This window comes from Paralcaligenes ureilyticus (genome assembly GCF_004346225.1).
In the GTDB taxonomy this organism is placed as follows: domain Bacteria; phylum Pseudomonadota; class Gammaproteobacteria; order Burkholderiales; family Burkholderiaceae_B; genus Paralcaligenes; species Paralcaligenes ureilyticus.
The window spans coordinates 339,754-365,427 of the sequence record NZ_SMAJ01000001.1; the positions used below are offsets into that span (position 1 = coordinate 339,754).

A 25,674-nucleotide genomic window follows, 5' to 3' on the forward strand; every position below is an offset into this window, starting at 1 on the left:
CCATTGTCAATCCAGGTTTGCCTTCTTATCCCACGATTCGAACACCGCACGCTGGCCGGCCTTGTCGTAACCAACGACATACACAGTGTGCACACCCTGGTGGTCTTGGGGACTGAAGCTCATCTTGCCGGCAAGAATGCCAGTGTTGAAGTCCTTGAGTTTTTCCATCGCATTATTGAATTTTTCGCGCGTCGGGTTGGGGCCAATTTCCTGTAGAACGTGTGCCACCGCCACCGCGCTACCCGGGCCATAGAAGGTGAAGTCGGTAATCTTCTGACCTTTCTGTATATATTTCGCGACGATGCCCTGAAACTTGGCGAGATCAGGGGTGTTAAGCAGGCCACGGTATTGATGCACCATGTAAAAATTCTTCATGCCGGCCGGGCCACCCACCCGCTGCTGGGTTTCCATATAATCCGCTCCCAGCGCCCCGATCATGGGCACATTCAGCCCGAACTTATTGGCGGCCTTGATGAATACCGCCGATTCCGGCCCATACAGGACGGAAACGATGAAATCGGGTTTGAGCTCCTTAAGGCGCAGAACCTGTGCCGTGGCATCCGTGGCCCCGCGTTCCATGCGAATGTCAGCTATGGGTTCGAGCCCCTGTTTTTTCAGTACGTCAACGACCGTATCCGAGTACCCCTTGGCCCATTCATTAGAATGCTCGACAATGGCGATACGCTTGGCACCTGGCTTGCTGAGCGCGAAATTGCCCATTTCCGCGCCGAAATCGTGGGCGGTTTGAACCGCCTGGAAGATATTGTGAACCACTGGCGCCGAAATATTCTGATTAGAGGCGGTGCCAATCACAAAGGGAACATCGGTGGCGGCAATCACGGGACGCAGTGCCAGGCCAACTGCGCTGCACGACACACCATTGATGAGGAAAACGCCTTCCTGATAAATCAGCCGCTTGGTAACGGCAACGCCACGCGCGGGATCGCACGCCGCATCACCAAAAACAACCTGTATCTTGCGGCCGTGGATACCTCCCTGTGCATTAATGTAATTGTAGTAGGCCTCTATGCCGTATCCGGCTGCGCCAAATGTGGATAAGGGCCCGCTGAAGGGTTCGGGAACACCTATCCGGATGGTATCTTTCGTAACTCCGGGGACAGAAGAACTGTCGGCTGCGGCAGCAATGCCTGTTGTTATTAGCCCGAGTGCCGCAAAAATCAGCGGTAACATGCGTCTCATGGTACTCCTCCTTAGACTGTGTTTATTTAATGTGTATGCTGCACGTCCCACCAATTCAATTCAGTTCAAGAAACCCCAATATGAGTGAGGCGCCCATCCGGCACGGCTAACAACGGGCTCTGCCATACTCAATCATAAACAGCGAAATATCCCGCTAACCATTGGGATATTCACTGCCATCGGCCGCGGCTACGCTACCGCCGCCTGCCTGGTTTGCTGCGCTCGCCCTACGCGATCAAGATACGCAAGGCAGGTTTCAACCGTTTCTACATCCGCAAACTTGGCATCAATGTCAAACAGATTCCATAGCACGGCACCGGGAACTCGGTCGCCAATTGCTTCCTTTACCGCAATAGTGCGAAAACCATCGGCGAGACCGTCGCAGATGGTTTCACGCACACAAGCCGACGCGGTAACACCCGTAACCAGAATCGTATCAACGCCGGCCGAGCGCAAATAGCCTGCCAGATAAGTGCCATGAAATGCGCTGGCCCGTTTCTTGATGAGCGTAAGCTCTCCTTCAATTGGCGCGATGCGCGAGTCAATCGCCCAAATATCGGGATTCCCCTGGTTGACCGTCTCGATCGGAATCTTGTTATGCCACAGCCCCATATCCGTGTTGGGGTTGTCCCTGTCTGTGATTTCATAGCAGGTGGTCACATGCACCACAGGCAGATGGTGCTTACGAAACCCTTTCAGCAAGGCCTGCATCGCCGGGATGATACGATCATCCATGTGTTCGCATGCGAATGCATTGCCGGCCCGTGTCCACGCGTTGGCCAAGTCAACGCTGATCAATGCCGGCCGGTTGCCGAAACCCACACGGCGCTGAAACCCGCGCTCCTGATAACGACGCGTGGCTTCGGAAAACGCCGCTTCCAAAGCCTGCTCAAGTTCATCGGACATATCGTCTGTATTCCCGAAAAATAGATACATTATTAATTGATGCCACCAGGTGGCATCCCCGACTGCTATTTGACGAAAGTATAAGGAGACGCTGGCGTCGTTTGATGCTAACCTCTTCGCCATTGATGCTTTTTACGCAACATACAGTGGACAAAGCCGGCTCCGACACCACGCAACACCTCAAGTTCAATTTGCGGCAGGTGCGCGCCTTTCTGGCCGTGGCGGGTGAACTGCATTTTCGGCGGGCAGCCGATCGCCTCTTCATCAGCCAATCCGCGTTAAGCCGCAGTATTCTGGCCCTTGAAACCGCGGTTGGCACCCCGCTGCTGGAGCGCTCCACACGCCAGGTGCAGCTTACCGATGCCGGCCTGGCCTTCGCCGAAGAATGCCGGCAGGCCCTGAGCTATCTTGAGCGCGCCAGCCGGGTGGCAAACGCTGCCGCCGAGGGACGCCGCGGCCGATTGCGTATTGGATACATGAGTTTTGCCATCAGCGGCGGCCTGCCCGCGCTGCTGCGCGAATACTGGAAACAGTTTCCTGACGTCGTTACCGACCTGGAATATGCGCCCAGCGCACAGTTGCGTTCGGCCGTTCTCGATGGCTCGATTGATATTGGCTTTGTTATCGGAAAAGTTCAAAACAGCAGAATTCGCAACACCCTGCTCGAAACCAACGATTTCGTTGCCCTGTTGCCCGACACGCATCCGCTGGCATCACGTGCGCAGCTGCGTCTTGCCGATCTTGCCTCGGAGCCGTTCATTCTGGGAACAGAGGGTTCATTCGGCACCTTTCGCAAACTATTGTTCAATGTGTGCTACGAAGCAGGCTTCTACCCCAATATCGTGCAGGAGGCGTCAAACACCTCCGGGATATTCGGGATGGTCGCAGCAGGTATAGGGGTGAGCTTATACGCGGGTTGTGCCCGCAATGATTCCCGCGCTGGAGTTGTTGTGAAGCCTGTAGCCGATGTCACCGAGGTCATTCCAACTTTCGCCATCTGGGAGGCGAGTAACTCATCGAAGGTATTGCAGCAGTTTACCGAGTTTCTGAAGAACTATACGGCCGCAGCGGGTAGCTGTGGGGCGCCAGAGGCAGCGTGAAATCATTGGCGACAACGTCATTCGAAAAGGCCGGATGGCGGATCCCCAAAATGACGATCCAGATGTGCGCGCCGTGCACGGCCAGAGATAAATTCTGCTATCGGCCGCTAAGCCACCTTTCTGCCACATTTTATACAAATACACTATGCATTATCGATTATTTTGCATTCAGCGACGATGCGCCGTGCTCGTTCCACCACCGGTTTGTCGATCATTTTTCCGTCCACGGCCGTCGCGGCACCCCCGCTGGCCTCGGACGCGGCGAGCACCCGCTGCGCCCAGGCCTGTTCACTCGGCGTAGGCTGCCAGGCCGCATTGACCATGGCAACTTGCCGTGGATGGATGCAAAGTTTCCCGCCAAAACCCAGTTGTCTGGAACGCAAAGCGTCGGTCCGCATTCCTTCCTCGTCCGTCAATTCCAGGCTTACACCGTCGATAGGTGGAGCAAGCCCCGCATGACAGGAGGCCAGCACGATCTGCGTGCGAACGGCCGTCATCGCATCACCTTCGTCTGCAATCCCGCTTTCAACCGCAAAATCCACACTGCCGAAGGCAATGCGCTCCAACCCGGCCACGCCGGCAAGCGCCATCAGCCCCATGTAGCCATGGACCGTCTCCAGCAGTGCAATCACACGGCGCCCGGGCAATATCTGTAGCGTGCGCGCAAGCGAAGCTTCGTCGGCCTTGGGCAGCACGACACCCGCGTGAGGCATCGACTGGAGCATTTTCAGGTCATCTTCGTACCAGGCCGCGTCGGCCGCGTTGATGCGAACCATCGCCCGATGACCGTGGGCAAGCCAGGCCGAGACGGCTTCCCTTGCCTGGCCCTTGGAGGCCGGCGCGACGGCATCTTCCAAATCCAGGACCACCTCGTGCGCGCCGCTGGCCGCGGCCTTCGCAAAGCGCTCTGGACGATCGCCCGGCACAAAAAGCAGACTGCGTGCAATACGATTCATATCCACCTCACTCAAAGACGGCACGCACGCCCGGATGGATCAGATCGCTCGTCCAGCACCAGATAGGTGGCATATTGCATAAAGGAATCCTTTGGTCCGTTGAATAGAATGTGTCAGTCGTGCGCAGCTCACATGATAACCTCGCGCGCCTCCAGTTTCGTAGCGCCGGACTGGCAACCAGGAGCCCGCAACAATGGCGCCCCGTTTCTTGTGCTTGGATTCTATAATTTAATTCGGGATGTCGAGAAGGTTTCAAGAGCAAGAATCGGGACACGGAAACGCACGGTGTCGGCCAAAGTAATGCCGAGAATTCACTCGGGCCAAAGCGATTTACAGGAACGAGTATCACATGGGATGTGGCTCCAATAACTGCGCGGGTTTTTCTTGGAGTAAGTGAGAGCACCAACCGATGACACTAGACCTGTTCCCCCACCAGACCTTCACCGTACCTGAAGCGATCGGGCCAGACGCCTTCGTCCTGCGCAATTTCGCAACGCCCCACATTGAAGAATTGCTATCCGCAATCAACACGTTAGAGCGGCAAGCGGCGTTTCGAAACATGGTCACCCCCGGTGGCTTCATCATGTCCGTGGCGATCACCAACTGCGGCCGGCTAGGGTGGACCACTGACCGGCAGGGCTATCGCTATAGCCCGATAGATCCAGATACCGGGCAACCCTGGCCGTCAATGCCTGCCGCGTTCAGACAGTTGGCGAAAGAAGCAGCCGCCGAGTCCGGCTTTGCCGATTTCGAACCCGATGCGTGCCTGGTGAATCGTTACCTGCCCGGCAGCCGACTTTCTTTGCATCAAGACAAGGACGAACGTGATTTCAATGCGCCGATCGTTTCAGTTTCTCTTGGCATGCCCGCCGTATTCCTTTTCGGTGGGCACAAACGCACCGACAAAGCCGCGCGCATTCCGTTGATGCACGGCGACGTAGTGGTGTGGGGAGGTGTCGACAGGCTGCGCTACCACGGCGTGCTGCCGCTCAAAGAAAACCCGCATCCCCTTTTGGGCGGCCAGCGTATCAACCTCACGTTCCGTAAAGCGGGGTGATCCTACCCTCTTCCAACGGCGCAGATACTGAATCAGCGGACCTTTCCGTTCATCGCCACACAGTTATTCACCGCAAGAAACGGAGCGCTCTTAATGGCTTGAGTTGATATTGTTCAGGCATAGAGAGGTGATCGCACTTCTCTTTTTCAACCGCAGCCATTCAAGGAATTCATCATGTCTAAAGAAGACGACAACAAGGCCATCGTAGGCCGCTGGTTCACCGAGTTCTGGGGAGACACCTACAATCCCGCCATCGTGGACAGCCTCGCCGCGCCGGACATGCTTCTGCAGTATTCACTGCACGAGCCGCGCCGCGGCCGCGAGGACATCAAGGCATTCATGGCCGACTTCCGGAAAGCGTTCCCCGATCTGTCGTTTGCCGGCACCGCAGACCTCATCGCCGAAGGCGACTATGTCGTCGGGCGATGGGTGGGCGGCGGCACGCACACGGGCCCGGCATTCAGCGATTTTCTCATCGGGTCGCTGCCGACAGCGACGGGTCGGAAAATGCGCTTCACAGGCACGACCGTGCTGCGGCTTGAAAACGGCAAGATCGTTGAAGAGCTGGGATTGGACGACGGAGTGACAGCCTTGCAGCAACTCGGACTCGTCAGCGCAGCCTGACCAAAAGCGTGGCGTTGCCGAAAGAATTCGGCAACGCCACGCTTTTGGCCTCTCCGCCATACAATAAGCGATTCCGTTATCAGACCCAAAAGGAATCGACGATGAACAAACGTCCACTGGGCCGCAGCGGCCTGCACATTGCTCCGTTGGTGCTGGGCACCAACGTGTTCGGCTGGAACACCGACGAGCGCACCTCGCATGCCTTGCTTGATCGTTTCTTCGATGCCGGATTGAACGCCATCGACACGGCGGACATGTACTCCGTCTGGGCGCCCGGCAACCAGGGCGGCGAATCGGAAGCCATTATCGGCAACTGGTTCAAGATGTCAGGCGCACGGCGCCACAAAGCGGTGCTGATCACCAAGGTCGGAGCCGAGCTTGCCCCAGACAAAAAGGGGCTTTCGGCCCGATACATCGTGGCCGCCGTCGAACGTTCGTTGAGCCGGCTGCAAACCGATTACATCGACCTGTATTTAAGCCACTACCCGGATACTGAAACACCCATAGAGGAAACCCTGCGCGCCTACGAGACGCTTATTTCGCAAGGCAAGGTCAAAGCCATTGGCGCCTCGAACTATAGCGTGCCCCAGTTGCGTGAAGCACTGACGGCGACTTCCGAACAGAATCTTCCCCGCTATGAGGTCCTGCAGTGCCTGTACAACTTGTACGATCGCGAGGGCTACGAAGACAAGGTGCGCGATCTGTGCGTACACGAGGGCCTGGGCACTATCACCTATTACGGCCTGGCATCGGGGTTTCTGTCGGGAAAGTATCGCACGCCCGCCGACGCGGCCAAGAGCAAGACGCGCGGCGGCCGGATGGGCCAATACATGAACGAGCGCGGCTTTCGCATATTGGCCGCGCTCGATACCGTGGCCGATTCCCATCAGGCAAATCCGGCCGAAGTCGCACTGGCCTGGGTGATGGCGCGCAAAGACGTAACAGCGCCCATTTCCAGTGCAACGTCGATCGAGCAAATCGACAGCCTGATACGCTCGACGCAACTGGCGCTTACAAGCGCGGACATCGCATTGCTCGATACCGCCAGCGCGTAAAACGGTGTTCAAGGAGCGGGCTTGATTGGTCAGATGGCTTAGCCCGCATTCTTCTGTATCAAGGCGGGAAGCCCCAGGGCGGGATACATGCGATCAACGGCGGCAATGTCGGATCGGGTTTCTTCAATAATCCAGTCGCAAATTGCGGCAGCCGCCGGTCGTATCGGCTTGTTGCGTGAATGGACCAGGTGACATAAACGGCCCGTTTTCAACGCTTCCAATTCAGCCGGCACCAGTGTGCCGGTTTGCAGCCAGTGGCACGCGACGTTAACCCAACCAACGGCTACGCCTTGCCCCAAAAGGGCGGCCTGAAGCACAACGGCGTAATCGGGGACCGTCAATAAATTGGCAGTGTTATTGGCTGTTTCATCGTGAAAGCTTGGGAAGTGCTCGAACCAGTCTATGTGCCCTTCGCTTAACTTGATAAGCGTATCGCCCTCGCGTGCTGATTGAGTATTTGTCCGCCGGGTTTGTTCTTCATAACCGGGGCTGCATACGGGCAGGAGAATTTCGGGCATGATCAGCACGGTGCGATGCTGCGCGTCGTCGCCGCCCATAAAGCGCATGGCAATGTCGACATCGTCGACCGGGCCACTGATCGGGCCGGGTATCAACTGGAACCTTAAGTCGATTTGAGGAAACAGCTTGTGCAGTTTATTCATGCGCGGCATAAGCCAATGCGTCGTGAATGCGGTCGACACCGAGAGCGTGACCGTTTCTTTGCCGGTGTTGCGCGCTTCGATTTCCTGCAGGGCCGCCTCAATGTTGCGAAAGCCCTCGGAAATGCGCCGGTACAGAATCCGCCCATTTTCTGTCAACGTTGTTTTGCCCTGCGCACGATCAAATAACTGGACGCCGAGATGGTCTTCCATTCGCGCCAGCATGCGGCTGACTGCGGGCTGGGTGACATAGAGCTCGGCAGCCGCCTTGGTGAAATTTTCGCAGCGCGCGGCGGCCTCGAATACAAACAGGGCATTTGCGCTGGGAAGTTTTTTTCTAAGATTAGGCATTACATGATGTTATGGTAGTTCAAACAATTCCGCAATTGACAATGGCTTGGGCGTCCTGTTTACTGCGTTGTATGAAGCATGCATTTTGTCAGAGGAAAACTGGATGGCAGAGGATGCAAATGTGGGTGTATCAATACGGTCTGCAAGCAAGCTCTATGGCGACCTGACCGTATTGAATGCCATAACCCTGGATATTGAGCCTGGTGAGTTTGTTTCTTTGCTTGGACCTTCGGGTTCCGGCAAAACAACCTTGCTGGGTATTCTGGGCGGGTTCGTGCTCCCTTCTTCGGGCTCTGTCTGGGTGGGAGGCCGCGACATTACTTATATGCCCCCTCACAAACGAGACATCGGCATCGTTTTCCAAAGTTATGCCCTGTTCCCTCACATGACCGTCAGTGAAAACGTGGCGTTTCCGCTTCGGGCCCGCCGTCGGCCAAAGTCGTCCTGGCCCAAGAAAGTGCGCGATGCGCTAGAGATGGTTGAGCTGGGTGGTTACGAAGATAGAAGGATTTCCCAATTATCGGGTGGGCAGCGTCAAAGGGTGGCCCTGGCCCGCGCCATGGTTTTCGAACCGAAACTGATCTTGATGGACGAACCCTTGTCGGCGCTGGACAAGCAGTTGCGCGAAAGCATGCAAATTGAACTGCGGCAGTTGCACAAGCGATTGGGCGCGACCATCGTGTATGTCACGCATGACCAGCGCGAGGCTCTGACCATGAGCGATCGCGTCGCCATCCTGAACAAGGGCCGCCTAGTACAAATTGGAGCGCCCGATCAACTGTATGACCATCCCGAAGATTCCTTTGTCGCCAGTTTCATAGGCGAGGCCACCTTGGTTCCGGTGGCTCGCGTCGGCGGCCACGAGGTGCGTTTGGGCGGATCCGTGTTGCGAACCATACGCGCAGTTCCGGACGGTGGGGAATTGTTGCTGGCCATACACGCCGAAAAATTGCTGATCGACGTCGGGTCGGCGCCGGAGCAGTTCAATCGCTTGCCAGGCCGAGTCACCGAAATCGTGTACCAGGGCGAAAGCCTCAAGATTTTCCTGACGCTGGAAGACGGCACAATGATCAGCCTCAGACAGGCTAGCCACCACGTGGCGAAGTCGCAGATCCCACCCGTTGGAGCTCAACTCATGGTTCTGCTTCACCCCGAAGACACGATTGTGGTTCCCAAATGATTGGATTGGCCGCCAGATGACTCCAGGCGGCTTATTTACTTACTTATCTCGTTTAAAAGGAAATATATGAGTACCCAGCAACTCGATCAATTCAAAGTTCTGACCTTTGATGTGGTTGGCACGTTAATCGATTTCGAAAAAGGGATTCTTGATTCGATCCGGCGATTGGGGGGCAGCCCAACGGAAAGCCTTAGCGACGATCAGATTTTTGAACCCTACCTGCGCGGCCGGGCCGATAACCCAGGGCGGTCGAGTCGCGCGATGGCCAAAGTTTATCGGGCATTGGCGAAAGAATTGAACTTGCCTGCTGACGATGTCATTTCACAGGCTTTCCAACTGGATGCCCTGCACTGGCCCGCATTCGACGATACGGTTGCCGCTCTCAAGCGGCTGCGCAAATATTATCGCCTTGTTGCCATGACGAATGCGGATCGCGTGGCTTTGTCCTGTTACGCCCACACTCTGGATGATCCGTTTGACGACACGGTATGTTCCGACGACACCGGTGTCGCCAAGCCCAACCCGCAGTTCTTTGCCTACAACCGCGGCCGCCAGGCGGCGCATGGCTACAAGCAGCGCGACATCCTGCATGTGGCTCAAAGCCAGTATCACGATATCGGCGTGGCGCGCGAGTTGGGCTATAGCGTCTGCTGGATCGAGCGGCGCCAAGGGATGAAGGGGTTTGGCGGCACGCCAACGCCTAAAAAACTGACCACACCCGATTTCCATTTTTCCACCTTGAAAGAGTTGGCCGATGCCGCCGACGCGGCACACGGCGTTCGCAACTAAAAGGGAAAACCGTCACCATGACCGCAGCGTTCCGTTATCGCTCAGCATTGCTGGTTCCGTCGCTTTGGAGCCATACCGCCGACAAAGCGCCGGCGCGCCCGCGTCTAGGCGGGGATCTCAATGCTGATGTCGTAATTGTGGGCGGCGGGTTTACGGGCTTGTCGGCAGCGCACGCCTTGGCAAAGCGGGGAGCCTCGGCGGTCGTTCTGGAAGGCCGAACCGTTGGGTGGGGGGCCAGCGGGCGCAACGGGGGTGTTGTATCGCCCAAATTTCGAATCGCGTTTCAGGACATCGCTGCCGCGCATGGGCTGGATACGGCCAAGCGCATGCATCATATTGCGCACCATGCCGTCGACACGGTGCAAGAACTGGTGTCCGAGCACAACTTGCATAGTGCTCATTTTGAGCGGACCGGATTTTTGCGTTGTGCACACAACGAACGCATGATGGCGCTCATGAGAACCGAAGTCGATTGGCTGCATGCGTCGTTGGGTGATTCGTCGATGAATGTTCTTGATCGCGACCAGCTCGCTCACGAAACGGGGTCTCGCGCTTTTGTAGGCGGTGTAATGACGGCGGATGCCGGAACGATACACCCCTTGAACTATGTGCGCGGGCTGGCCAGCGCACTGGCTGCGAAACAGGTCCCCATTTACGAGAACAGTCCGGTTTTGCGTTTCAAGCGTGAAGCCAACGGGGTCGTGGTGGAGACTCCGGAAGGCCGGGTCCGGGCCCGGCAATTGATTATTGCCACCAACGCCTACTCCGACGTTTCCCAGGCAACCTCTTGCGTTAAACATACCTTAATACCCTTTCGCAGCGCCATCATTGCCACAGAACCGTTGCCTGCCGAACTTGATGAAAGATTGATGGTCATGCGCCGCAGCTACGGCGAAACACGCCGGATGATGCGGTGGTTCCGTAAAGTCGATGGCCGTATTATTTTTGGAGGCCGCGGAGCCTTTGGCAAAGAAGACACCCCCAGCGCATTTGCCGCATTACAGCGCGCCATGATCGGTTTGTTTCCCGATTTGAATGGGCTTTCGATCGACTTCAAATGGTCCGGCCATGTGGCCATGACGCTGAATTATCTGCCGCATGTAGGCAGGTTGGATGATCGCACTTGCTTTGCCCTTGGCTATAACGGCACCGGGGTTGCCATGGCGAGCCTGCTTGGCCGTTATGCCGCCGAGTTTGCACTGGGAGATTCCCCCGATGTGGCTCTGCTGGATGCGACCAGGCTCAAATCTGTGCCCTTATATCCATTTAGAGAGGTAGGTGTACGTCTCGCCGCGGGTTGGTATCAATTGCTCGATGCGATAGGTGTGTAGCAAATCAAGTTTTATTACTACGGAGACAATATATGAAACCTAACATCAGAGTTCTTCTTGGCGCATCGGCCGCTGTATTCTCCATAGCCGGGGCGAGCCCAAGCTACGCTGCGGGGCAAATCACATTTGTTTCGCAAGGCGGCGCCTATCAAGAGGCACAAACCGTGGCCATTCTTGATCCGGTGGCAAAACTGCTCGGCATCACCGTCAATCAGGACAGCTCCCCCGACGCCTGGCCTGTCATCAGGACCCAGGAGGCAACAGGCAAGCCTATTTGGGATGTAGTGGATACGCCTCCGGTAAACTGTGTCCGTGGAGGGGAACAGGGGTTGATCGAAAAGCTCGATTTCAGCAAAATACCTAATGCAGCGACCATGCCGGCGGCATACAAAACACCCTATTCCGTCGCCTACGAGTTTTACTCCAGCGTGCTTGCCTATAACACGACCAAATACGGCGCGAACCCACCTAAAACCTGGGCGGATTTCTGGGATGTGAAAAAATTTCCCGGAACGCGAGCATTGCGGAACTACCCCGTCGTGACCCTGGAAGCGGCGCTAATGGCCGATGGCGTGCCCAAGGACAAGCTATATCCACTGGACGTTGATCGCGCCTTTCGGAAATTGGAGCAGATCAAACCTTATATTACCGTTTGGTGGACGTCGGGCGGCCAATCGGCACAACTGCTGCACGATGGCGAAGTAGACATGATCATGGCCTGGAACGGCCGGGTCAGCGCCGTGCAAAAAGACGGGGCCAAGGTAGCGTTTACGTATAACCAGGGTGTTTTACAGAGTACTCATTTGTGTATTCTGAAAAACGCACCCAACCTCGCCACCGCAGTAAGCTTCATTAATGCGGCATTGACCCCAACCATTCAGGCCAACCTGCCTCTGCACATTGATTATGGTCCGGGAAATCCGGCTGCCTTTTCAACCGGAAAGATCTCTGAAAAACGAGCAGCCGAACTACCCAGTTCTCCCGCCAACGCTGCCAAGCAGGCCATCATCAGTGAAACGTGGTGGGCATCGCCTGCCGGTGTGGCGGCTCAAAAACGCTGGCTACAGTTCATGCAGGAAAAATAGCCCATTTGAACCAAAGGCATCTCGTACAGATAGCCACACGGGATTGAGCGGCTAAGGTGGTCGCCGCTCCTCCCAAATCTCGGACTGGAGCGCGTCGTTGAGAGTATCTCTTGCCAACCCATCAGATTCGCACCGCCGGCGCGAGCAGGGCTTGATGCTGCTGCTGATGTCTCCGGCCCTGCTTGTCGTGTTTGTGCTTTTGCTCATCCCGCTGGCATGGCTGTTCTGGCAATCTTTCTATGGCAACGGCCTCACGCTGGAACATTACAGCCGAATCTGGCACGACGAGATTTATTGGAGGACATTTGCGCTGACTTTTAAAATCAGCGTCATCGTAACCGCCCTGACCTTGCTACTAGGTTATCCGGTGGCCTATGTAGCGGCCAAACTGCCGCGGCGATCGGCCATCGTAGTCCTTATGTTGGTGGTATTGCCATTCTGGACCAGTGTTCTGGTTAGAACCTACGCGTGGCTGATCCTGCTGCAACGCACGGGGGTCGTCAATAGCGTGCTGATGTCTTTAGGTTTAACCCACTCGCCGATTACCTTGGCAAACAACCAGCTCGGCACGGTGATCGCGATGGTCCACATTTTGCTTCCCTTCATGATCTTGCCGTTGTACGCAACGATGCAGAAAATTCCAACGGATCTGATGATGGCCGGCTCCAGCTTGGGCGGCTCGCCTCTGCACGTATTCCTGAGAGTCTTTTTTCCGATGTCTTTAAGCGGCGTTCTGGCCGGCACGACACTGGTATTCGTCTTGTGTCTGGGCTTTTACATTACCCCGGAACTGATGGGAGGCGGCCGGACCATTATGGTATCGATGGTCGTCGCCCGAAACGTCGAACTTTATAACCAATGGGGAGCAGCGAGCGCTGTAAGCGTCGTTCTATTGTTGTGTGTGTTGGCGGTGTTCTATATCGTCAGCCGGATTATTCCTTTGGATCGGATATTGGGAAAATGACTCAACACGCCACTCAACACTCTGTTAGCCGCCTGCTGCTATTTATCTATGTGGGGCTAGTGCTGTTTTTTTTGATCTTGCCAGTGCTGATTGTTTTTCCCATATCGTTTTCCTCTTCCCGCTTCCTGAGTTTTCCGCCTCCTGGATATTCCTTGCGATGGTATATCGCCTTTTTTGACAGTTCAGCGTGGATGTCCGCCGGGCGCACCAGCCTGATCGTGGCTGTTGCAACCACCTTGATTGCAACACCGCTCGGAGTGTCGGCCGCTTACGCCATGGACAACTCGAGCTCATCCATAGTGCGGTATTTGAAGGTAGTGCTGCTACTACCCATGATCATCCCGATCATCATTATCGCCATTGGCGTGTTTTTCGTATATGCCCGCACGGGATTGTTGGCATCCATTCCCGGCCTGATTCTGGCAGATGTTATGTTGGGCATCCCGTATGTCGTGACGGCTGTGACGGCGGGCCTGCAAGGATTCGATAAAGCGCAAGAGATGGCCGCTCGAAGCCTGGGAATGAACCGCTTTCGCAGCTTCCTGGCCGTGACATTGCCTCAGATATGGCCCAGCGTAATTACCGGAGCAATTTTTGCATTCATCCAATCGCTGGACGAGACGATCGTCGCTTTATTTATTTCTGGCGGCCAATATCAAACCTTGACGAAACGCATGTTCACGTCCCTAAGAGATGAAATCGATCCGACAATCGCAGCGATCAGTACGGTGCTCACTGTAACGTCTTTCGCGCTTGTTTTATTGATGCTGCTAAGCCGAAAGAAATCAGATCGATAAAAAATGGCAAGGAGTGCGTGTTGAACTCGACGTATGACTACATCGTAATTGGTGCGGGATCGGCTGGATGTGTTTTAGCAAACAGACTGACGGCGTCGGGAAAATACTCTGTATTGCTCCTCGAAGATGGTCCGGAGGATAAAAATCTGTGGATTCATGTCCCCCTGGGATATGGCAAGACAATCTACAACGAACGGTATAGCCGCCGATTCTATACCGAGCCCGAACCGGGAATGAACAACCGTAAATTGTTTTGGCCTCGAGGGCGTTGTCTGGGCGGTTCCAGTTCAATCAACGGCATGATATCCATCCGCGGCCAATCCGCCGATTATGATTCCTGGGCCGACGCCGGCAATATCGGATGGGGATGGAAAGACGTACTCCCTTACTTCATTAAATCGGAACACAATTCGCGAGGCGCCAGCAAATTCCACGGAGGCGACGGGCCACTTTGGTCGTCCGATGTGCGTGAAAGGCATGAACTCATGGAGGCGCTATTCAACGCGGGCGAAGAAATCGGCATCCCGCGCACCGATGACTTCAATGGCGAATCGCAGGAGGGCTGCGGATATTATCAGTTCTTCATCCACAACGGCTGGCGTTGCAGTGTGGCCGTGGCGTATCTGAGGCCCATACGCAAACGGGCGAACTTACACGTAGGAATCAACTCCCACGTCAACACCATACTATTCGACGGCCGCCTGGCGTCCGGCGTGCAGTACAAGCGAAAAGGGAAAACCTATACCGCCAAGGCGCACAAAGAAATCATCGTGGCGGCCGGTGCAATCCAAAGCCCCCAATTACTGCAGCTGTCTGGTGTGGGAAGCGCCTCTTTTTTGAAATCGAAAGGAATAGCGGTCGTTCATGACCTGCCCGGTGTGGGAGAAAACTTGCAAGATCACGTGCAAGTACGCCCTATGTACAAAATATCCAAACCCATCACCGTCAACGATAGCTTGCGCACCCTGGCTGGCCGCATTGGTCTCGGGCTGCAATATGCATTGTTCCGCAAAGGAGCCCTGGCATGCTCGTCGACCCCCGGCGGGATGTTCACACGCGTCTTGCCCGAATCAAAAACACCCGATATCCAATTCCATTTCGCGGCAATGTCATCATCGGCAGAAGTGGTGCACTCCGATCCCCACAAATGGTCAGGCAGTACGTTCTCCATCTGCCAACTCCGCCCCCAGTCTCGCGGTACAGTCATGGTCGTTTCCCGTAACTCATACGAAGCGCCGGCGATTACGGCCAATTACCTTTCTGCAGAAATCGATCAGCGCTGTGTTGTAGAAGGCCTGAAGCTTTCTCGCAAGCTGGTTGGCGCCCGCGCCATGAAGGACTACCTTGCTTCGGAATACTTGCCAGGGTTTCAGGTTCAGACCGACGAAGAGTTACTGAAGTTTGCACGTGGCAATGGCGACACCGTGTATCACCCCTCGGGCACCTGCAAGATGGGGGTCGACTCCATGGCGGTGGTGGACCCAAGGCTTCGAGTCTACGGGCTTGGTGGTTTACGTGTTGTGGACTGCTCCATCATGCCTAACCTGGTTTCAGGCAACACGAACGCCCCAACTGTCATGATTGCCGAAAAGGCCAGCGACATGATTCTGGATGATGCAACCGCAACGGCCTGAACCGCTTGCCGGATAGGCCCAATCCTTTTTACTCATGTGTCGAGCCGGGCCGATACTCACGATAATGAGAACCCACGTAGCGCCCAGGCGTCATGCCGCAAATATTCTTGAAGTGGCGCGACAAATGGCTTTGATCAAAAAAACCGACCTCGATCGCGACATCGGAGGGGCGCCGCCCCTGGCGCAATAATATTTGTGCGCGCTCGACCCGCAACATGCACAGATAGCGGTACGGTGCGACACCTACCTCCTTTCTGAACAGAGTCGAAAAATGGAACACGCTGAGTTGAGTAATGGCGGATAACTGCTCCAGGCTGATACGGTCGCGAAGGTGCTTGCCCATGTACGCGATGGCCCCATCTACGACGTCTCTGCGCGTATTGGTGAAAAATGTATCGTGAGCCATGTCGAATCGACTTACCTATTTGAGAAGCGTTTCATCAGAAAAGGTTCGATGGGAGTGGTCGTGCTGCCAGCATCAATCAGTTCGGCCATCACGTCACCGACCCCAGGGCCGAGTTGAAAACCTTCCCCGCAAAATCCAAAGGCATAAAACAGGCCGGAGGTGTTAGCGCTGGGCCCCATGACCGGCAAATCATCCGGTAAATAGCTTTCTATACCGCTCCACACGCGGATGATATTCAAATTGCTCAGGCCGGGCGCCAAGCGCTGCAACTGCTTGAACTGATTCAAGGTGTTTTCGGGTATGACATAAGCCCGCAGCTTGTCTGGGTAAGCGGGTCCGCGCCCTCCGCCGCCAAAAACAATATTTCCACGTTCCACCTGCCTGAAATACAGGCCCTCCTGTTCTATGCCGGACGAAACGCCTACGGCGGGCCCGATGCCGTAAGGGACGGGCTCAGTCACGCCCATTTGAGGGCCGCGCGCCACCAGCGGCACGGGCTCATTAAACTGTGCACAAAGCTTATCAGCCCAGGCGCCGGCGGTAATCAACAGGCAGGGGGCCTGGAATACGCGGCCGTCACGACTGGTGGCACGAAAATCTTCGCCTTCTTTTTCAATAACGGAAATTTCAGTGTTCTCGAAAATCTGCGCTCCATTCCTTTTTGCAGCCCGCGCAAACGCCGGAGCGGCAAGGCGTGGATTGGCGTGGCCGTCAATCGGTGCGTGCGAGGCTCCGTAAACTTCGGGCCCTAGGAACGGAAATTTGGCGCGCATGGACGAGCCGGAAAGCAGCTCAAGATCAAGGCCATAAGCGCGCGCTTCACGCTGATACGTTTCGAACATACCCATACGATCAGGGTCGTAGCACACCCGAACATGGCCCGAAACGAGGAACTCGGCATCATCGCCAATCAGTTCGGGCAACCGCCCCCAAATATCGCGCGAACGATTCGCCAGCGGCAGTTGCGGCAGGCAGCGTCCCTGACGGCGTACATTGCCAAAATTGACGCCGCTGGCCTGTTGCCCCACCAGCCCTCGCTCCAGGAGAGTCACGGACCGTTTTCGCTGACGCAAGAAAAATGCGGCCGCGCTACCCATGATGCCGCCGCCAACGATGATCACATCTGTTTTTTGGACACTCACGCTTCATCCTCGGTCGTTTTAATGGACAGGGGCTTGACCGGTGCCTGGGCACGCAGGCGGCCCACATCGGAAACCCCTATGCCTGCCGCGTCCGCGATAATTTCAGCGCCGGCGTGTCCACAGTAGCGCCCCTGGCAGCGGCCCATGCCCACCCGGCTGAAAGCCTTGGCCCGATTCGATTCAGCGGCGCCTGTCTCGCTCACGACGCGGCGCAATTCACCGACGCTCACGCTTTCGCAGCGGCATACAAATGCATCATCCGGGATGCACGCCGTCTGTTGCGCGGGCCATGGAAAAGCTCGCGCCAATCCCCGGCGAAAGCGGTCCATACGTTCCTGCTGCTTGCGTAGGGCGTTTAACTGGCCAGGCTCTATGTCGCGACCCAGATCTTTCAGCAACGCCAATGCGGCCAGGCGCCCCGCAATTTCTGCCGCGTCCGCGCCCAGAATGCGCACGCCATCACCGGCCAGATACACGCCCGCCACGGAGCTGCGCCCATCGACGTCGATCTTGGGCAGCCATTGGCGCGACGCAGGCTCAAAGACAAACTCGCAACGGGCCAGATCGGCCAGTTGGGTCTCGGCGCGCAAGTGGTAGCCGACCGCGACCGCATCGCAATCCAGCTCAAGAGCTTCACCATTATGTTGGCGATAGCGCACGCCCCGCACTCCCGCTTGGGCCTGGCCTAGAATTTCAACCGGTTCGATGTGTTTCAGTACCGGCACTCCCGCGCGCTTTATAGCATTGACCAACGCGATGCCTTTCTTGAGCAGCATTGGTCTGGCCATTAGATTAGGCAAAGCCTTGAGCTGATCCAGGGTGCTCGCGGTATCCAGCACGGCGGCCACCTGCGCACCCGCCTTGATATATTGACTAGCGACCAAATACAGCAAGGGGCCAGTGCCCATGAAGACGACCTTGCGCCCGATCGAGCACGCCTGCGATTTAAGGGCAATCTGCGCGGCGCCCAGACTGTAGGCCCCCGCCAGATGCCAGCCTTTGACGGGCATTAACCTGTCGGTTGCACCCGTGCACAGGATCAGGCGGTCGTAAGCCAGGCTGGAGGTGCGATTGTTTACGGACAGATGCAGACGGCCCTCGCTGATATTCCACGCAAGCGTTTCGGGCCTATAGTCGATTTTCCCGCGCAAGGCGTCGAACGTGCGATGCAGTGATTCGGCGCGCCCCGCCTCGGTGCCGTAAAGCGTTTTATATGAACGGGTAAAGTTTTCAGGCTGGCGTCGATAAACCTGACCGCCGTCGCGTTGCCCCTCATCAATGACAAGGGGCCGCAGCCCGGCCTTGACCAGTGTTTCGGCGCAACGCACCCCTGCCGGGCCGGCGCCTACAATGACTACGCGAGTTTGAACCATGTCGCCTCCGGCTAGCGCGTAAATATCTGCAAGCCGCTACTCACAGCCGTTCCGCAGGCTCGCAATCGAGAGCCGGTTTCGGTCCACACCCAACAATCCTGGCACGCCCCCATCATGCAGAAACCCGAACGGTGCCCATCGCCAAATTCGGATTCCCGCAAGTGGCCGCTGTTATTGAGTATGGCCACCATCAAGGTGTCGCCTTCCAAAGCGTGGGCGGAAAATCCATCGATATAGAAGTCGATGCGAGCCCGATCGGTTTCGGCCAGGCGGATGAAACGTGGAGCGGTGGAGTTCATCAAAGGTGCGTTCATGCGGCAACCCCTTCGAGCAAGGTCAACGGAGCCTGCAGGCTCTTGAGTTCGGCTTCAGTGCGATGGCACAGGATTCGACTGCTATTGCTTAATTCACGGGTAGGCGGCGGCGTCTTGTTGCATACCCCGTCGACACGCAAAGCGCAGCGACCCAGAAACGGACAAACACCAGGAAACGCGGCCGAGGCCTGGAGGACAGGCAACTGTTCAACGGGGCGGCTGCAAACCCGGTCGAGCCAGCCTGTGCGCAGTTCGGGCACCGATGACATCAGCAGATGCGAGTAAGGATGATAAGGGGGTTCGGCCAGTGCCTCACGAGGGCGCACGGCAACCATCCGGCCGGCATACAGCACAATGATTTCGTCGCAAATGGCCCGCACGGTGCTGATATCGTGGCTAATGAACATATACGAGACATTCAGCTCGCGCCGCAGATCGGCCAGAAGATCGAGAATCGCCGCGCCGACAACCGTATCCAGCGCTGAAGTGACCTCGTCGCACAGGATCAAGTCGGGCTTGGCGGCCAGCGCCCGCGCCAAATTCGCACGCTGCTTCTGTCCTCCCGACAACTCCCCCGGAAGGCGATCGAAAACGCTGGCGGGCAATTGCACCAGATCCAGCAGTTCGAGTATGCGCCGGCGCTGCGCCTTGCCACTCATATCGTGATAGAAGGCAAGCGGACGCGCCAGAATGCGCCCGATCGAGTGGGAGGGATTGAGCGCCGTATCAGCGTTCTGGAAAACAATCTGAATGCGGCGGAACTGTTCGCGAGTACGGCCCGACAGTGCCGGTGACAGCGATACGCCATCCAAGGCAATGTTGCCGCCAAACGGGGCAATCATGCCTGCGACCACTCGCGCCAGGGTTGTCTTGCCGGAACCGGACTCCCCGATAATTCCTACGGTGGTCCCCCGCCGTATCGATAGATTGATGTCATCGAGAACGCAAATGGATGGGATCCCCTTCGAATCGGGCTTGCCATAGCCGGCAAGCAGCCCGGTTATTTGCAACAAAGGCACGCCCTGAACCCGCTCTTCGGGCAGAGGCGGGAGCATGCGGGGTTCGGGAGCGGCGGCGGCAAGCAGGCTTTGGGTATAGGCGTTTTCGGGGGCCGCCAGAATGCGTTCGGTGGTCCCCGCTTCACGCATCTGCCCGTCTTTCAACACGACGATGCGATCGGCCATTTGCGCGACGACAGCCAAATCGTGCGAAACATAGACGGCCGTTGTACCCAGCTCCTTGACCACCCTCTTGAATGCGCGCAGCACTTCAATTTGGGTGGTGACATCGAGCGCCGTGGTGGGCTCGTCCATAATGACCAGATCGGGGTCGGTAATGAGCGCCATGGCGGCCATGACGCGTTGCAATTGCCCGCCCGAGACTTGATGAGGATAGCGTTGGCCGATATGTTCCGGATCGGGCAAAGCCAGCGCGCGAAAGAGCTCCACCGCTTTTTTCTGCGCGGCTTCGCGTGGGATCGTTTTATGAATCAAGGCGCTTTCAATGACCTGATTCATGAGTGTCTTGGCCGGATTGAATGCCGCCGCGGCGCTTTGCGCAATGTACGAGACCGTGTGGCCCCGAATACCGGCCAGCTGCCCGGCATCCAACGACAAGACGTCGTGCTTGCCGATACGTATGCGGCCGCCCACAATGCGGCAGCCTGACCGGGCATAGCCCATTAGCGACAAGGCTATCGTGGTCTTTCCGGAACCCGATTCGCCTATCAGCGCAAGGACTTCACCGCGATCGATCGAAAAGGAAATATCCCTGACAATGGCAATCGTTTCGCCTGTTTCTCCGTGCGCCACGACACGCAAACCCGATACATCGACGATTCTCGTGGGGTCCATGACCTTATCCATTTCCGCTTTCCCCTTCGCCGCTTCGGGTTTTTCGACGCAGATTGTCTATCAGCAAATTGACCCCGATGGTTAAGGTGGCAATAGCGAGCGCCGGCGTGATGACGGCCAGAGCTCCCTGGCCCAGGCCTGAAATATTTTCGCGAACCAGCGACCCCCAGTCCGCTTCAGGCGGTTGTATGCCCAGGCTGAGGAAGCTCAGGCCGCTTAACAACAAAACGACAAAAACGAAACGAAGCCCAAAATCGGCCAGAACCGGACGGATCATATTGGGCAGCATTTCGATGCACATGATATATAGCGCGCCCTCGCCGCGAGCGCGCGCCGCCTGAACATATTCCATGGTTTGCACGTTTACGGCAAGCGCACGGGCTATGCGATAAGACCCCGGCATATAAATGATCGCCGCGGTAATGATCAACAATTCGGCTGAAGAACCGAACGAAGCGACCATGAGTAGCGCAAACATCATGCTGGGAAGCGAAATCAACGCGTCAATGGCCCGGCTCAGGGCCGAATCGATCCAGCCGCCGCTAATCGCGGCGCACAGCGCCAGAATGGTGCCGGCGGTGCTGGCCAGCACAGTGGCCGTCAACGCCAGGCCGACGGTGTATCGGGTGCCGTAAAGAATGCGGCTTAGCATATCGCGGCCCAGATAATCGGTTCCCAGCCAGAACGCGCTGCTCATTCCGCTAAACACATCGGTATCGACAATCTTGCTTGCATCGTAAGGCGCAATCAATGGGCCAATCAATGCCATAAGCAGCCAGAAAAATACGATGAGCAAGCCCAACAGGCTGAGTTTGGACACGGGAAAACGCCACCGCGACGGCGCGCGCTTTGACCCGGCAGGAGGCGGCGACGGCATGGCGGCGCGGGCTTCGAGCCCGGAGCCGTCCAAAGACTCTACGGACATGACGGCCGTGTCTGGAGGAGAGGTTGGCGTGCGGCTCATCGATTCCTCAGCTTGGGGTTGGAGACAATGGCGCATATATCGGCGACCATAACCAATAGCAGATACGCCAGGCAGAAAATCATCGCACAGGCTTGAATCAAAGGCATATCGCGGGTGGATACCGCATCGATCATCAGGGTGGCGATGCCGGGATAATTGAATATGGACTCAACGATGATGACCCCGCCCAGCAGGTAAGAAAGACTCAGGGCAATGGCATTGGCAATGGGCCCGATGGCATTGGGCAAGGCATGCAGAAGCACAATACGGGTTGGACTGCCGCCTTTGAGCGCGGCCATTTCCACATAAGACGAACTCAATTGGTCGATGATGGCGGCGCGCGTCATGCGCGCCATCTGCGCCACAATGACACAGCACAGCGTCATCACGGGCATGGCATATATCTTCAGGAATTCACCTACGGAGTGAATATCGGCGGTATGGGATAACGCCGACAGCCAACCCAGCTTGACCGCAAAGATCAGCACGGCAATGGTAGCCACCAGGAATTCCGGCACCGACACCAGGGAAATGGTGCCCACATTGATTATGCGGTCATAGGCCGAGCCTTTGTACATGGCGGTGGTAATGCCAAGCACCAACGCAATAGGCACCGACACCGCCGTCGTAATCCCGGCCAGCAACAACGAGCTGGGCAGCCTGCCCGCGATCAGGCTGGCCACGGGCAGGCTGTTGACCAGTGAAAACCCCGGGTTTCCCGACAGCAAGCCGATCAACCAATGCATATAACGCAATGGAGCGGGCTGATCCAGCCCAAACTGCAAGCGCAACGCTGCGACCGTGGCTGGCGTAGCCGCCTGGCCCAAGGCGGTTTGCGCCGCATCGCCAGGCAACAGGTTCGTAATGACGAAAACGCCCAGCGACACCAGGAACAGCGTTAAGACTCCGAGCCCGATCCGGTTGAGCACCAGCCGACTGATTGTGCCATTCATCTCTTTTTTCCTTTCCGATCAAGGAGATGATCAGGCCTCTAGCCAGATATACTCCGCACAGGTGTAGTTCATGAATGCCCCCAACGGGATGCGTTGAATTCCCTTGATCTTGCGGCTGATCCCTTCCAGATTGGTAATAAAGACAGGGATCCCAATTCCTCCCTTGTCATGGACCAGCGTTTGCATATCAACGTACATTTTTGCCCGCTTGGCGGTATCGGTTTCCCCTCGAGCCGCAAGCAGCAGCTGATCGAACTGCGCGTTCTTCCAGCCGGATTCATTCCAGGTCGCATCAGACTTGAAAAACTGAGTGAACAGGATGTCGGCGCTGGGGCGCGGATTGATGTTTCCGAAGCCCACCGGCGACTTCATCCAGTAATTGGACCAGTAACCGTCGGCCGGCATACGCTTCACATCGAGCTTGAGGCCTATTTTTTGCGCCGATTGTTGCATCAGCAAAGCGATATCCACCGACCCGGTGGCCGCCACCGACGCCACCAGCGGAATTGTCGTGCCCAGAACCCCGGCCTTCTTCAAATGGAATTTGGCTTTCTCGGGATCGTACGGACGTTGCGGCAGGCCGGCAAAATAGAAACGGTTCGTGGGGTCGATAGGCTGATCGTTACCCAGGACGGCAAAGCCGCGAAACGCCGCCGACTTGATTTCCTCCCGATCCATCAGGTACTTCATGCCCATCGTGAAATCGGCGCTATTGCCGGGCGCCACATCCTGGCGGATGACCAAGTCAGTGTACAGGCCCGATTTCGTTTCCAGCACGTTATAGCCGGCCGCCGAGTCGATGCGCTTCGTCGAACGCGGATTGACTTCATTGATCCACTGCACGTCGCCCGACAGCAAGGCATTGACACGAGCGGCTTCGTCCGGGATGCCAAACAGAGTCACTTCGTCGAGGTAGGGTCTGCCGGATTTCCAATAATGTTCGTTGCGTACGCCCACTGTGCGAACACCGGGCACGAATTCCTGGCATTTAAACGCGCCCGTTCCGTTGGCCGTGGTGAACGTGGTGGTGCCGTTCTTGATGATCAGGAACTGAGCCGTGGCAAGCACGACAGGCAGGTCGGCATCGGGACTTTTGAGCTGGATCTGCACTTCATTGGGGCCCGTGGCCTTGATGGACTCGAACTGATCGGCAATGACCTTGACCTTGGAGGCCGTGGCCGGGTCTTTGTGACGAAGCAGGGAAAACACCACGTCAGCCGGTGTCAGCGGCTGACCGTCATGGAAGAGAACGCCTTTGCGCAGCGTGATCGTCCACAGCGTTGCATCGCTGGAGCTCATCGCCTCGGCAAGAACCATTTGCGGAGCGAGCTTTTCATCAAGCGTCGTCAGCCCGTTGTAGAACATGTTGACGCGAGTGTAGTCGGTCGAATGTGCGCTCTTGGCCGGATCGAGCGTATCGGCCGTCGAACTCGATTGCGTCGCAATCTTGATCTTGCCGCCACGGCGCGGCGTTTGCGCGAAAGCCGTGCCTGTGGCGGTCAGCAACCCACCCGCAGACATCACTATGCTGCCGGCCAGCAGAGTACGCATCATGTCGCGGCGCGTAACACCACCGCCTGCCATAGGGGTGTTGTCGTCCTCGGTTGCGTGGGCCAGCTGATCCTGCTTGTATGTTTTGTTAGTCATGGAACACCCTCTTCGTGTAGAAAACAAAGTTATTGAAATCTATAGCCTGCCTATCAACTCAATTTATCCTTAAGCTTGTAATACGCCCCTACCAACGGCAAAAACCAGGGCTTCCCAAAATGGCCGAATATCGGCGGCCAATTCATTGCGCGCCACGGATTACGTGCGTCTTGTCCCTCCATGACTTCGGCCATGATCTGGCCCATATGCACCGACATCTGGACTCCGTGGCCGCTATAACCCAGCGAGTAAAACAAATCATTGTGTACACCAGCACGCGGCAGGCGATCGGCAGACATATCGACCGACCCACCCCAGCAATAGTCAATACGTGTACCGGCCAGATCCGGAAATATTTCCAGCATGGCCTTGTGCAGCAAGTGGCCGCTTTTTTCATCCGAACGCGGGTTGGACGTTGCAAACCGCGCGCGGCCTCCGAACAACAAGCGATGATCGGGCGTTATCCTGAAATAGTTACCGATATTTTTTGTCGTGACGTAATTTCTGCGCCCCGGCATAATCTGCTCGAGCAGTTCCTCGGACAATGGCTCGGTGGCGATAATGAAACTGCCTACCGGCACCAAACGACGCCTGAAATACGAAAACGGCCCTACCCCGCAACCGCCCGTGGCCAATAGCACCTGCTTGGCCTTGATGGTGCCCTTGCTGCAAGACACCTGGTAAGACTGTCCGGAAATCGGCTTCAGTTTGGTAACGCGAGCGGATTCAAAAATAGTCGCACCGCGACGTACCGCCGCATTGGCCAAACCGCTGCCAAACTTCCCGACATGCAATTGCGCACTGGTTTTTTGCAGCAAGGCACCGTGGAAACCATGGGAGCCTATTTCTGCGTGCAGCTCTTGCGGAGAAACCAGCGCCAGATCCGGGTCGACATCGGGATGCAAAACCTCGTATTGCTGTTGCAGTTTCGAGTAGTGCTCGGGCTTGGCGGCAAGCTTGAGCTTGCCGCAGCGATGAAAATCGCAGTCCAGTCCCTCGTCGCCGACGACCTTTTCCACTGTATCCACCGCCGCGGTAAACGACTGGTAAAGCTCTTTGGCTTTTTCGGCCCCCAGCCGATTGGCCAGTGTCGAAAAATCGTGGGCCAGACCGCCGTTGCACTGGCCGCCATTACGGCCGGAAGCCTCGCCGGCAATCCGACCGGCCTCGAGCAACACAACGGAGCGGCCTTTTCGGCTCAGCGAGACAGCCGCCGACAGGCCGGTGAAACCGCCGCCGATGACCACCACATCGGTTTGCATCGGAACCGACCCCTGCGCCCCACCCGAAAATCGGGGCGCCGTATCGAGCCAGTAGGATTCGAGCTTCATGTC

The 25,674-nt window shown here is 56.7% G+C and carries 24 protein-coding genes; 11 read left to right on the top strand and 13 right to left on the bottom strand.

The features are described 5' to 3' along the window. Positions 1-6: 6 nt before the first annotated feature. Together EDC26_RS01615 and EDC26_RS01620 are read right to left on the bottom strand one after the other, a co-directional pair. Positions 7-1,200, bottom strand: a complete 1,194-nt coding sequence (locus EDC26_RS01615; protein ID WP_132579499.1) for an ABC transporter substrate-binding protein — start codon at positions 1,198-1,200, stop codon at positions 7-9. Positions 1,201-1,389: 189 nt separating this feature from the next. After that, the gene (locus tag EDC26_RS01620; RefSeq protein ID WP_132579500.1) at positions 1,390-2,106 is read right to left on the bottom strand and encodes an isochorismatase family protein; all 717 of its coding nucleotides are present in this window, start codon (positions 2,104-2,106) and stop codon (positions 1,390-1,392) included. A 104-nt stretch (positions 2,107-2,210) separates the two neighbouring features. Between EDC26_RS01620 and EDC26_RS01625 the strand changes: the two genes are divergently transcribed. Beyond that, positions 2,211-3,206 (top strand): LysR family transcriptional regulator, encoded by a 996-nt coding sequence (locus EDC26_RS01625; protein WP_165930872.1) that lies wholly within the window; start codon positions 2,211-2,213, stop codon positions 3,204-3,206. Between the two features lie 143 nt (positions 3,207-3,349). Here the strand turns inward: EDC26_RS01625 and EDC26_RS01630 are convergent, their stop codons facing one another. Continuing rightward, positions 3,350-4,162 (bottom strand): HpcH/HpaI aldolase/citrate lyase family protein, encoded by an 813-nt coding sequence (locus EDC26_RS01630; RefSeq protein WP_132579502.1) that lies wholly within the window; start codon positions 4,160-4,162, stop codon positions 3,350-3,352. Between the two features lie 409 nt (positions 4,163-4,571). Between EDC26_RS01630 and alkB the strand changes: the two genes are divergently transcribed. The 3 genes from alkB (at position 4,572) to EDC26_RS01645 (ending at position 6,898) form a co-directional block, all read left to right on the top strand. Next, positions 4,572-5,219: a DNA oxidative demethylase AlkB gene (gene alkB, locus EDC26_RS01635; protein WP_132579503.1), complete on the top strand. Its 648-nt coding sequence runs from the start codon at positions 4,572-4,574 to the stop codon at positions 5,217-5,219. Between the two features lie 174 nt (positions 5,220-5,393). Beyond that, positions 5,394-5,843 carry an ester cyclase gene (locus tag EDC26_RS01640; RefSeq protein ID WP_132579504.1) on the top strand — a complete coding sequence of 150 codons (450 nt, stop codon included), beginning with the start codon at positions 5,394-5,396 and terminating at the stop codon, positions 5,841-5,843. Positions 5,844-5,944: 101 nt separating this feature from the next. Continuing rightward, complete coding sequence (locus tag EDC26_RS01645) at positions 5,945-6,898, top strand: aldo/keto reductase (RefSeq protein WP_132579505.1); 954 nt, start codon at positions 5,945-5,947, stop codon at positions 6,896-6,898. 38 nt (positions 6,899-6,936) lie between these two features. Here the strand turns inward: EDC26_RS01645 and EDC26_RS01650 are convergent, their stop codons facing one another. Then, entirely contained in the window at positions 6,937-7,908 is a 972-nt protein-coding gene (locus EDC26_RS01650; protein ID WP_132579506.1) for a LysR substrate-binding domain-containing protein, read from the bottom strand. A 103-nt stretch (positions 7,909-8,011) separates the two neighbouring features. Between EDC26_RS01650 and EDC26_RS01655 the strand changes: the two genes are divergently transcribed. From EDC26_RS01655 to EDC26_RS01685, 7 genes are all read left to right on the top strand, one after another. After that, a complete protein-coding gene (locus tag EDC26_RS01655) occupies positions 8,012-9,088 on the top strand; it encodes an ABC transporter ATP-binding protein (RefSeq protein ID WP_132579507.1) in 1,077 nt (358 codons plus the stop codon). Between the two features lie 66 nt (positions 9,089-9,154). Next, on the top strand, positions 9,155-9,877 hold the full coding sequence (locus EDC26_RS01660; protein WP_132579508.1) for an HAD-IA family hydrolase: 723 nt from the start codon (positions 9,155-9,157) through the stop codon (positions 9,875-9,877). Between the two features lie 17 nt (positions 9,878-9,894). Further along, positions 9,895-11,208 carry an NAD(P)/FAD-dependent oxidoreductase gene (locus EDC26_RS01665; protein WP_132579509.1) on the top strand — a complete coding sequence of 438 codons (1,314 nt, stop codon included), beginning with the start codon at positions 9,895-9,897 and terminating at the stop codon, positions 11,206-11,208. Between the two features lie 32 nt (positions 11,209-11,240). Further along, a complete protein-coding gene (locus tag EDC26_RS01670; RefSeq protein WP_132579510.1) occupies positions 11,241-12,293 on the top strand; it encodes an ABC transporter substrate-binding protein in 1,053 nt (350 codons plus the stop codon). Between the two features lie 97 nt (positions 12,294-12,390). Further along, positions 12,391-13,257 carry an ABC transporter permease gene (locus EDC26_RS01675; RefSeq protein WP_165930873.1) on the top strand — a complete coding sequence of 289 codons (867 nt, stop codon included), beginning with the start codon at positions 12,391-12,393 and terminating at the stop codon, positions 13,255-13,257. After that, positions 13,254-14,054: an ABC transporter permease gene (locus EDC26_RS01680; protein ID WP_132579661.1), complete on the top strand. Its 801-nt coding sequence runs from the start codon at positions 13,254-13,256 to the stop codon at positions 14,052-14,054. Before EDC26_RS01675 ends, EDC26_RS01680 begins: the two co-directional genes overlap by 4 nt. A gap of 20 nt (positions 14,055-14,074) precedes the next feature. Next, positions 14,075-15,688, top strand: coding sequence for a GMC family oxidoreductase (locus EDC26_RS01685; RefSeq protein WP_132579511.1), 1,614 nt, complete (start codon positions 14,075-14,077; stop codon positions 15,686-15,688). Positions 15,689-15,716: 28 nt separating this feature from the next. Here EDC26_RS01685 and EDC26_RS01690 read toward each other — a convergent pair whose 3' ends face one another. The 9 genes from EDC26_RS01690 to EDC26_RS01730 all read right to left on the bottom strand — a co-directional run bounded on the left by EDC26_RS01690 (position 15,717) and on the right by EDC26_RS01730 (position 25,671). After that, the gene (locus EDC26_RS01690) at positions 15,717-16,094 is read right to left on the bottom strand and encodes a helix-turn-helix domain-containing protein (RefSeq protein WP_132579512.1); all 378 of its coding nucleotides are present in this window, start codon (positions 16,092-16,094) and stop codon (positions 15,717-15,719) included. 11 nt (positions 16,095-16,105) lie between these two features. After that, positions 16,106-17,236 carry an NAD(P)/FAD-dependent oxidoreductase gene (locus EDC26_RS01695; protein ID WP_132579513.1) on the bottom strand — a complete coding sequence of 377 codons (1,131 nt, stop codon included), beginning with the start codon at positions 17,234-17,236 and terminating at the stop codon, positions 16,106-16,108. Then, positions 17,233-18,609 (bottom strand): FAD/NAD(P)-dependent oxidoreductase, encoded by a 1,377-nt coding sequence (locus EDC26_RS01700; RefSeq protein WP_132579514.1) that lies wholly within the window; start codon positions 18,607-18,609, stop codon positions 17,233-17,235. Before EDC26_RS01700 ends, EDC26_RS01695 begins: the two co-directional genes overlap by 4 nt. A gap of 11 nt (positions 18,610-18,620) precedes the next feature. Continuing rightward, positions 18,621-18,923 carry a (2Fe-2S)-binding protein gene (locus EDC26_RS01705; protein WP_132579515.1) on the bottom strand — a complete coding sequence of 101 codons (303 nt, stop codon included), beginning with the start codon at positions 18,921-18,923 and terminating at the stop codon, positions 18,621-18,623. Then, entirely contained in the window at positions 18,920-20,776 is a 1,857-nt protein-coding gene (locus EDC26_RS01710; protein WP_243700740.1) for an ABC transporter ATP-binding protein, read from the bottom strand. The genes EDC26_RS01705 and EDC26_RS01710 overlap by 4 nt, the downstream gene beginning before the upstream one ends. Before the next feature lie 4 nt (positions 20,777-20,780). Beyond that, on the bottom strand, positions 20,781-21,740 hold the full coding sequence (locus EDC26_RS01715) for an ABC transporter permease (protein ID WP_425012157.1): 960 nt from the start codon (positions 21,738-21,740) through the stop codon (positions 20,781-20,783). After that, positions 21,737-22,693: an ABC transporter permease gene (locus EDC26_RS01720; RefSeq protein ID WP_132579517.1), complete on the bottom strand. Its 957-nt coding sequence runs from the start codon at positions 22,691-22,693 to the stop codon at positions 21,737-21,739. Before EDC26_RS01720 ends, EDC26_RS01715 begins: the two co-directional genes overlap by 4 nt. A gap of 30 nt (positions 22,694-22,723) precedes the next feature. Next, positions 22,724-24,277, bottom strand: a complete 1,554-nt coding sequence (locus tag EDC26_RS01725) for an ABC transporter substrate-binding protein (RefSeq protein ID WP_243700747.1) — start codon at positions 24,275-24,277, stop codon at positions 22,724-22,726. A gap of 116 nt (positions 24,278-24,393) precedes the next feature. After that, positions 24,394-25,671, bottom strand: a complete 1,278-nt coding sequence (locus EDC26_RS01730; RefSeq protein WP_132579519.1) for an NAD(P)/FAD-dependent oxidoreductase — start codon at positions 25,669-25,671, stop codon at positions 24,394-24,396. Positions 25,672-25,674 lie beyond the last annotated feature (3 nt).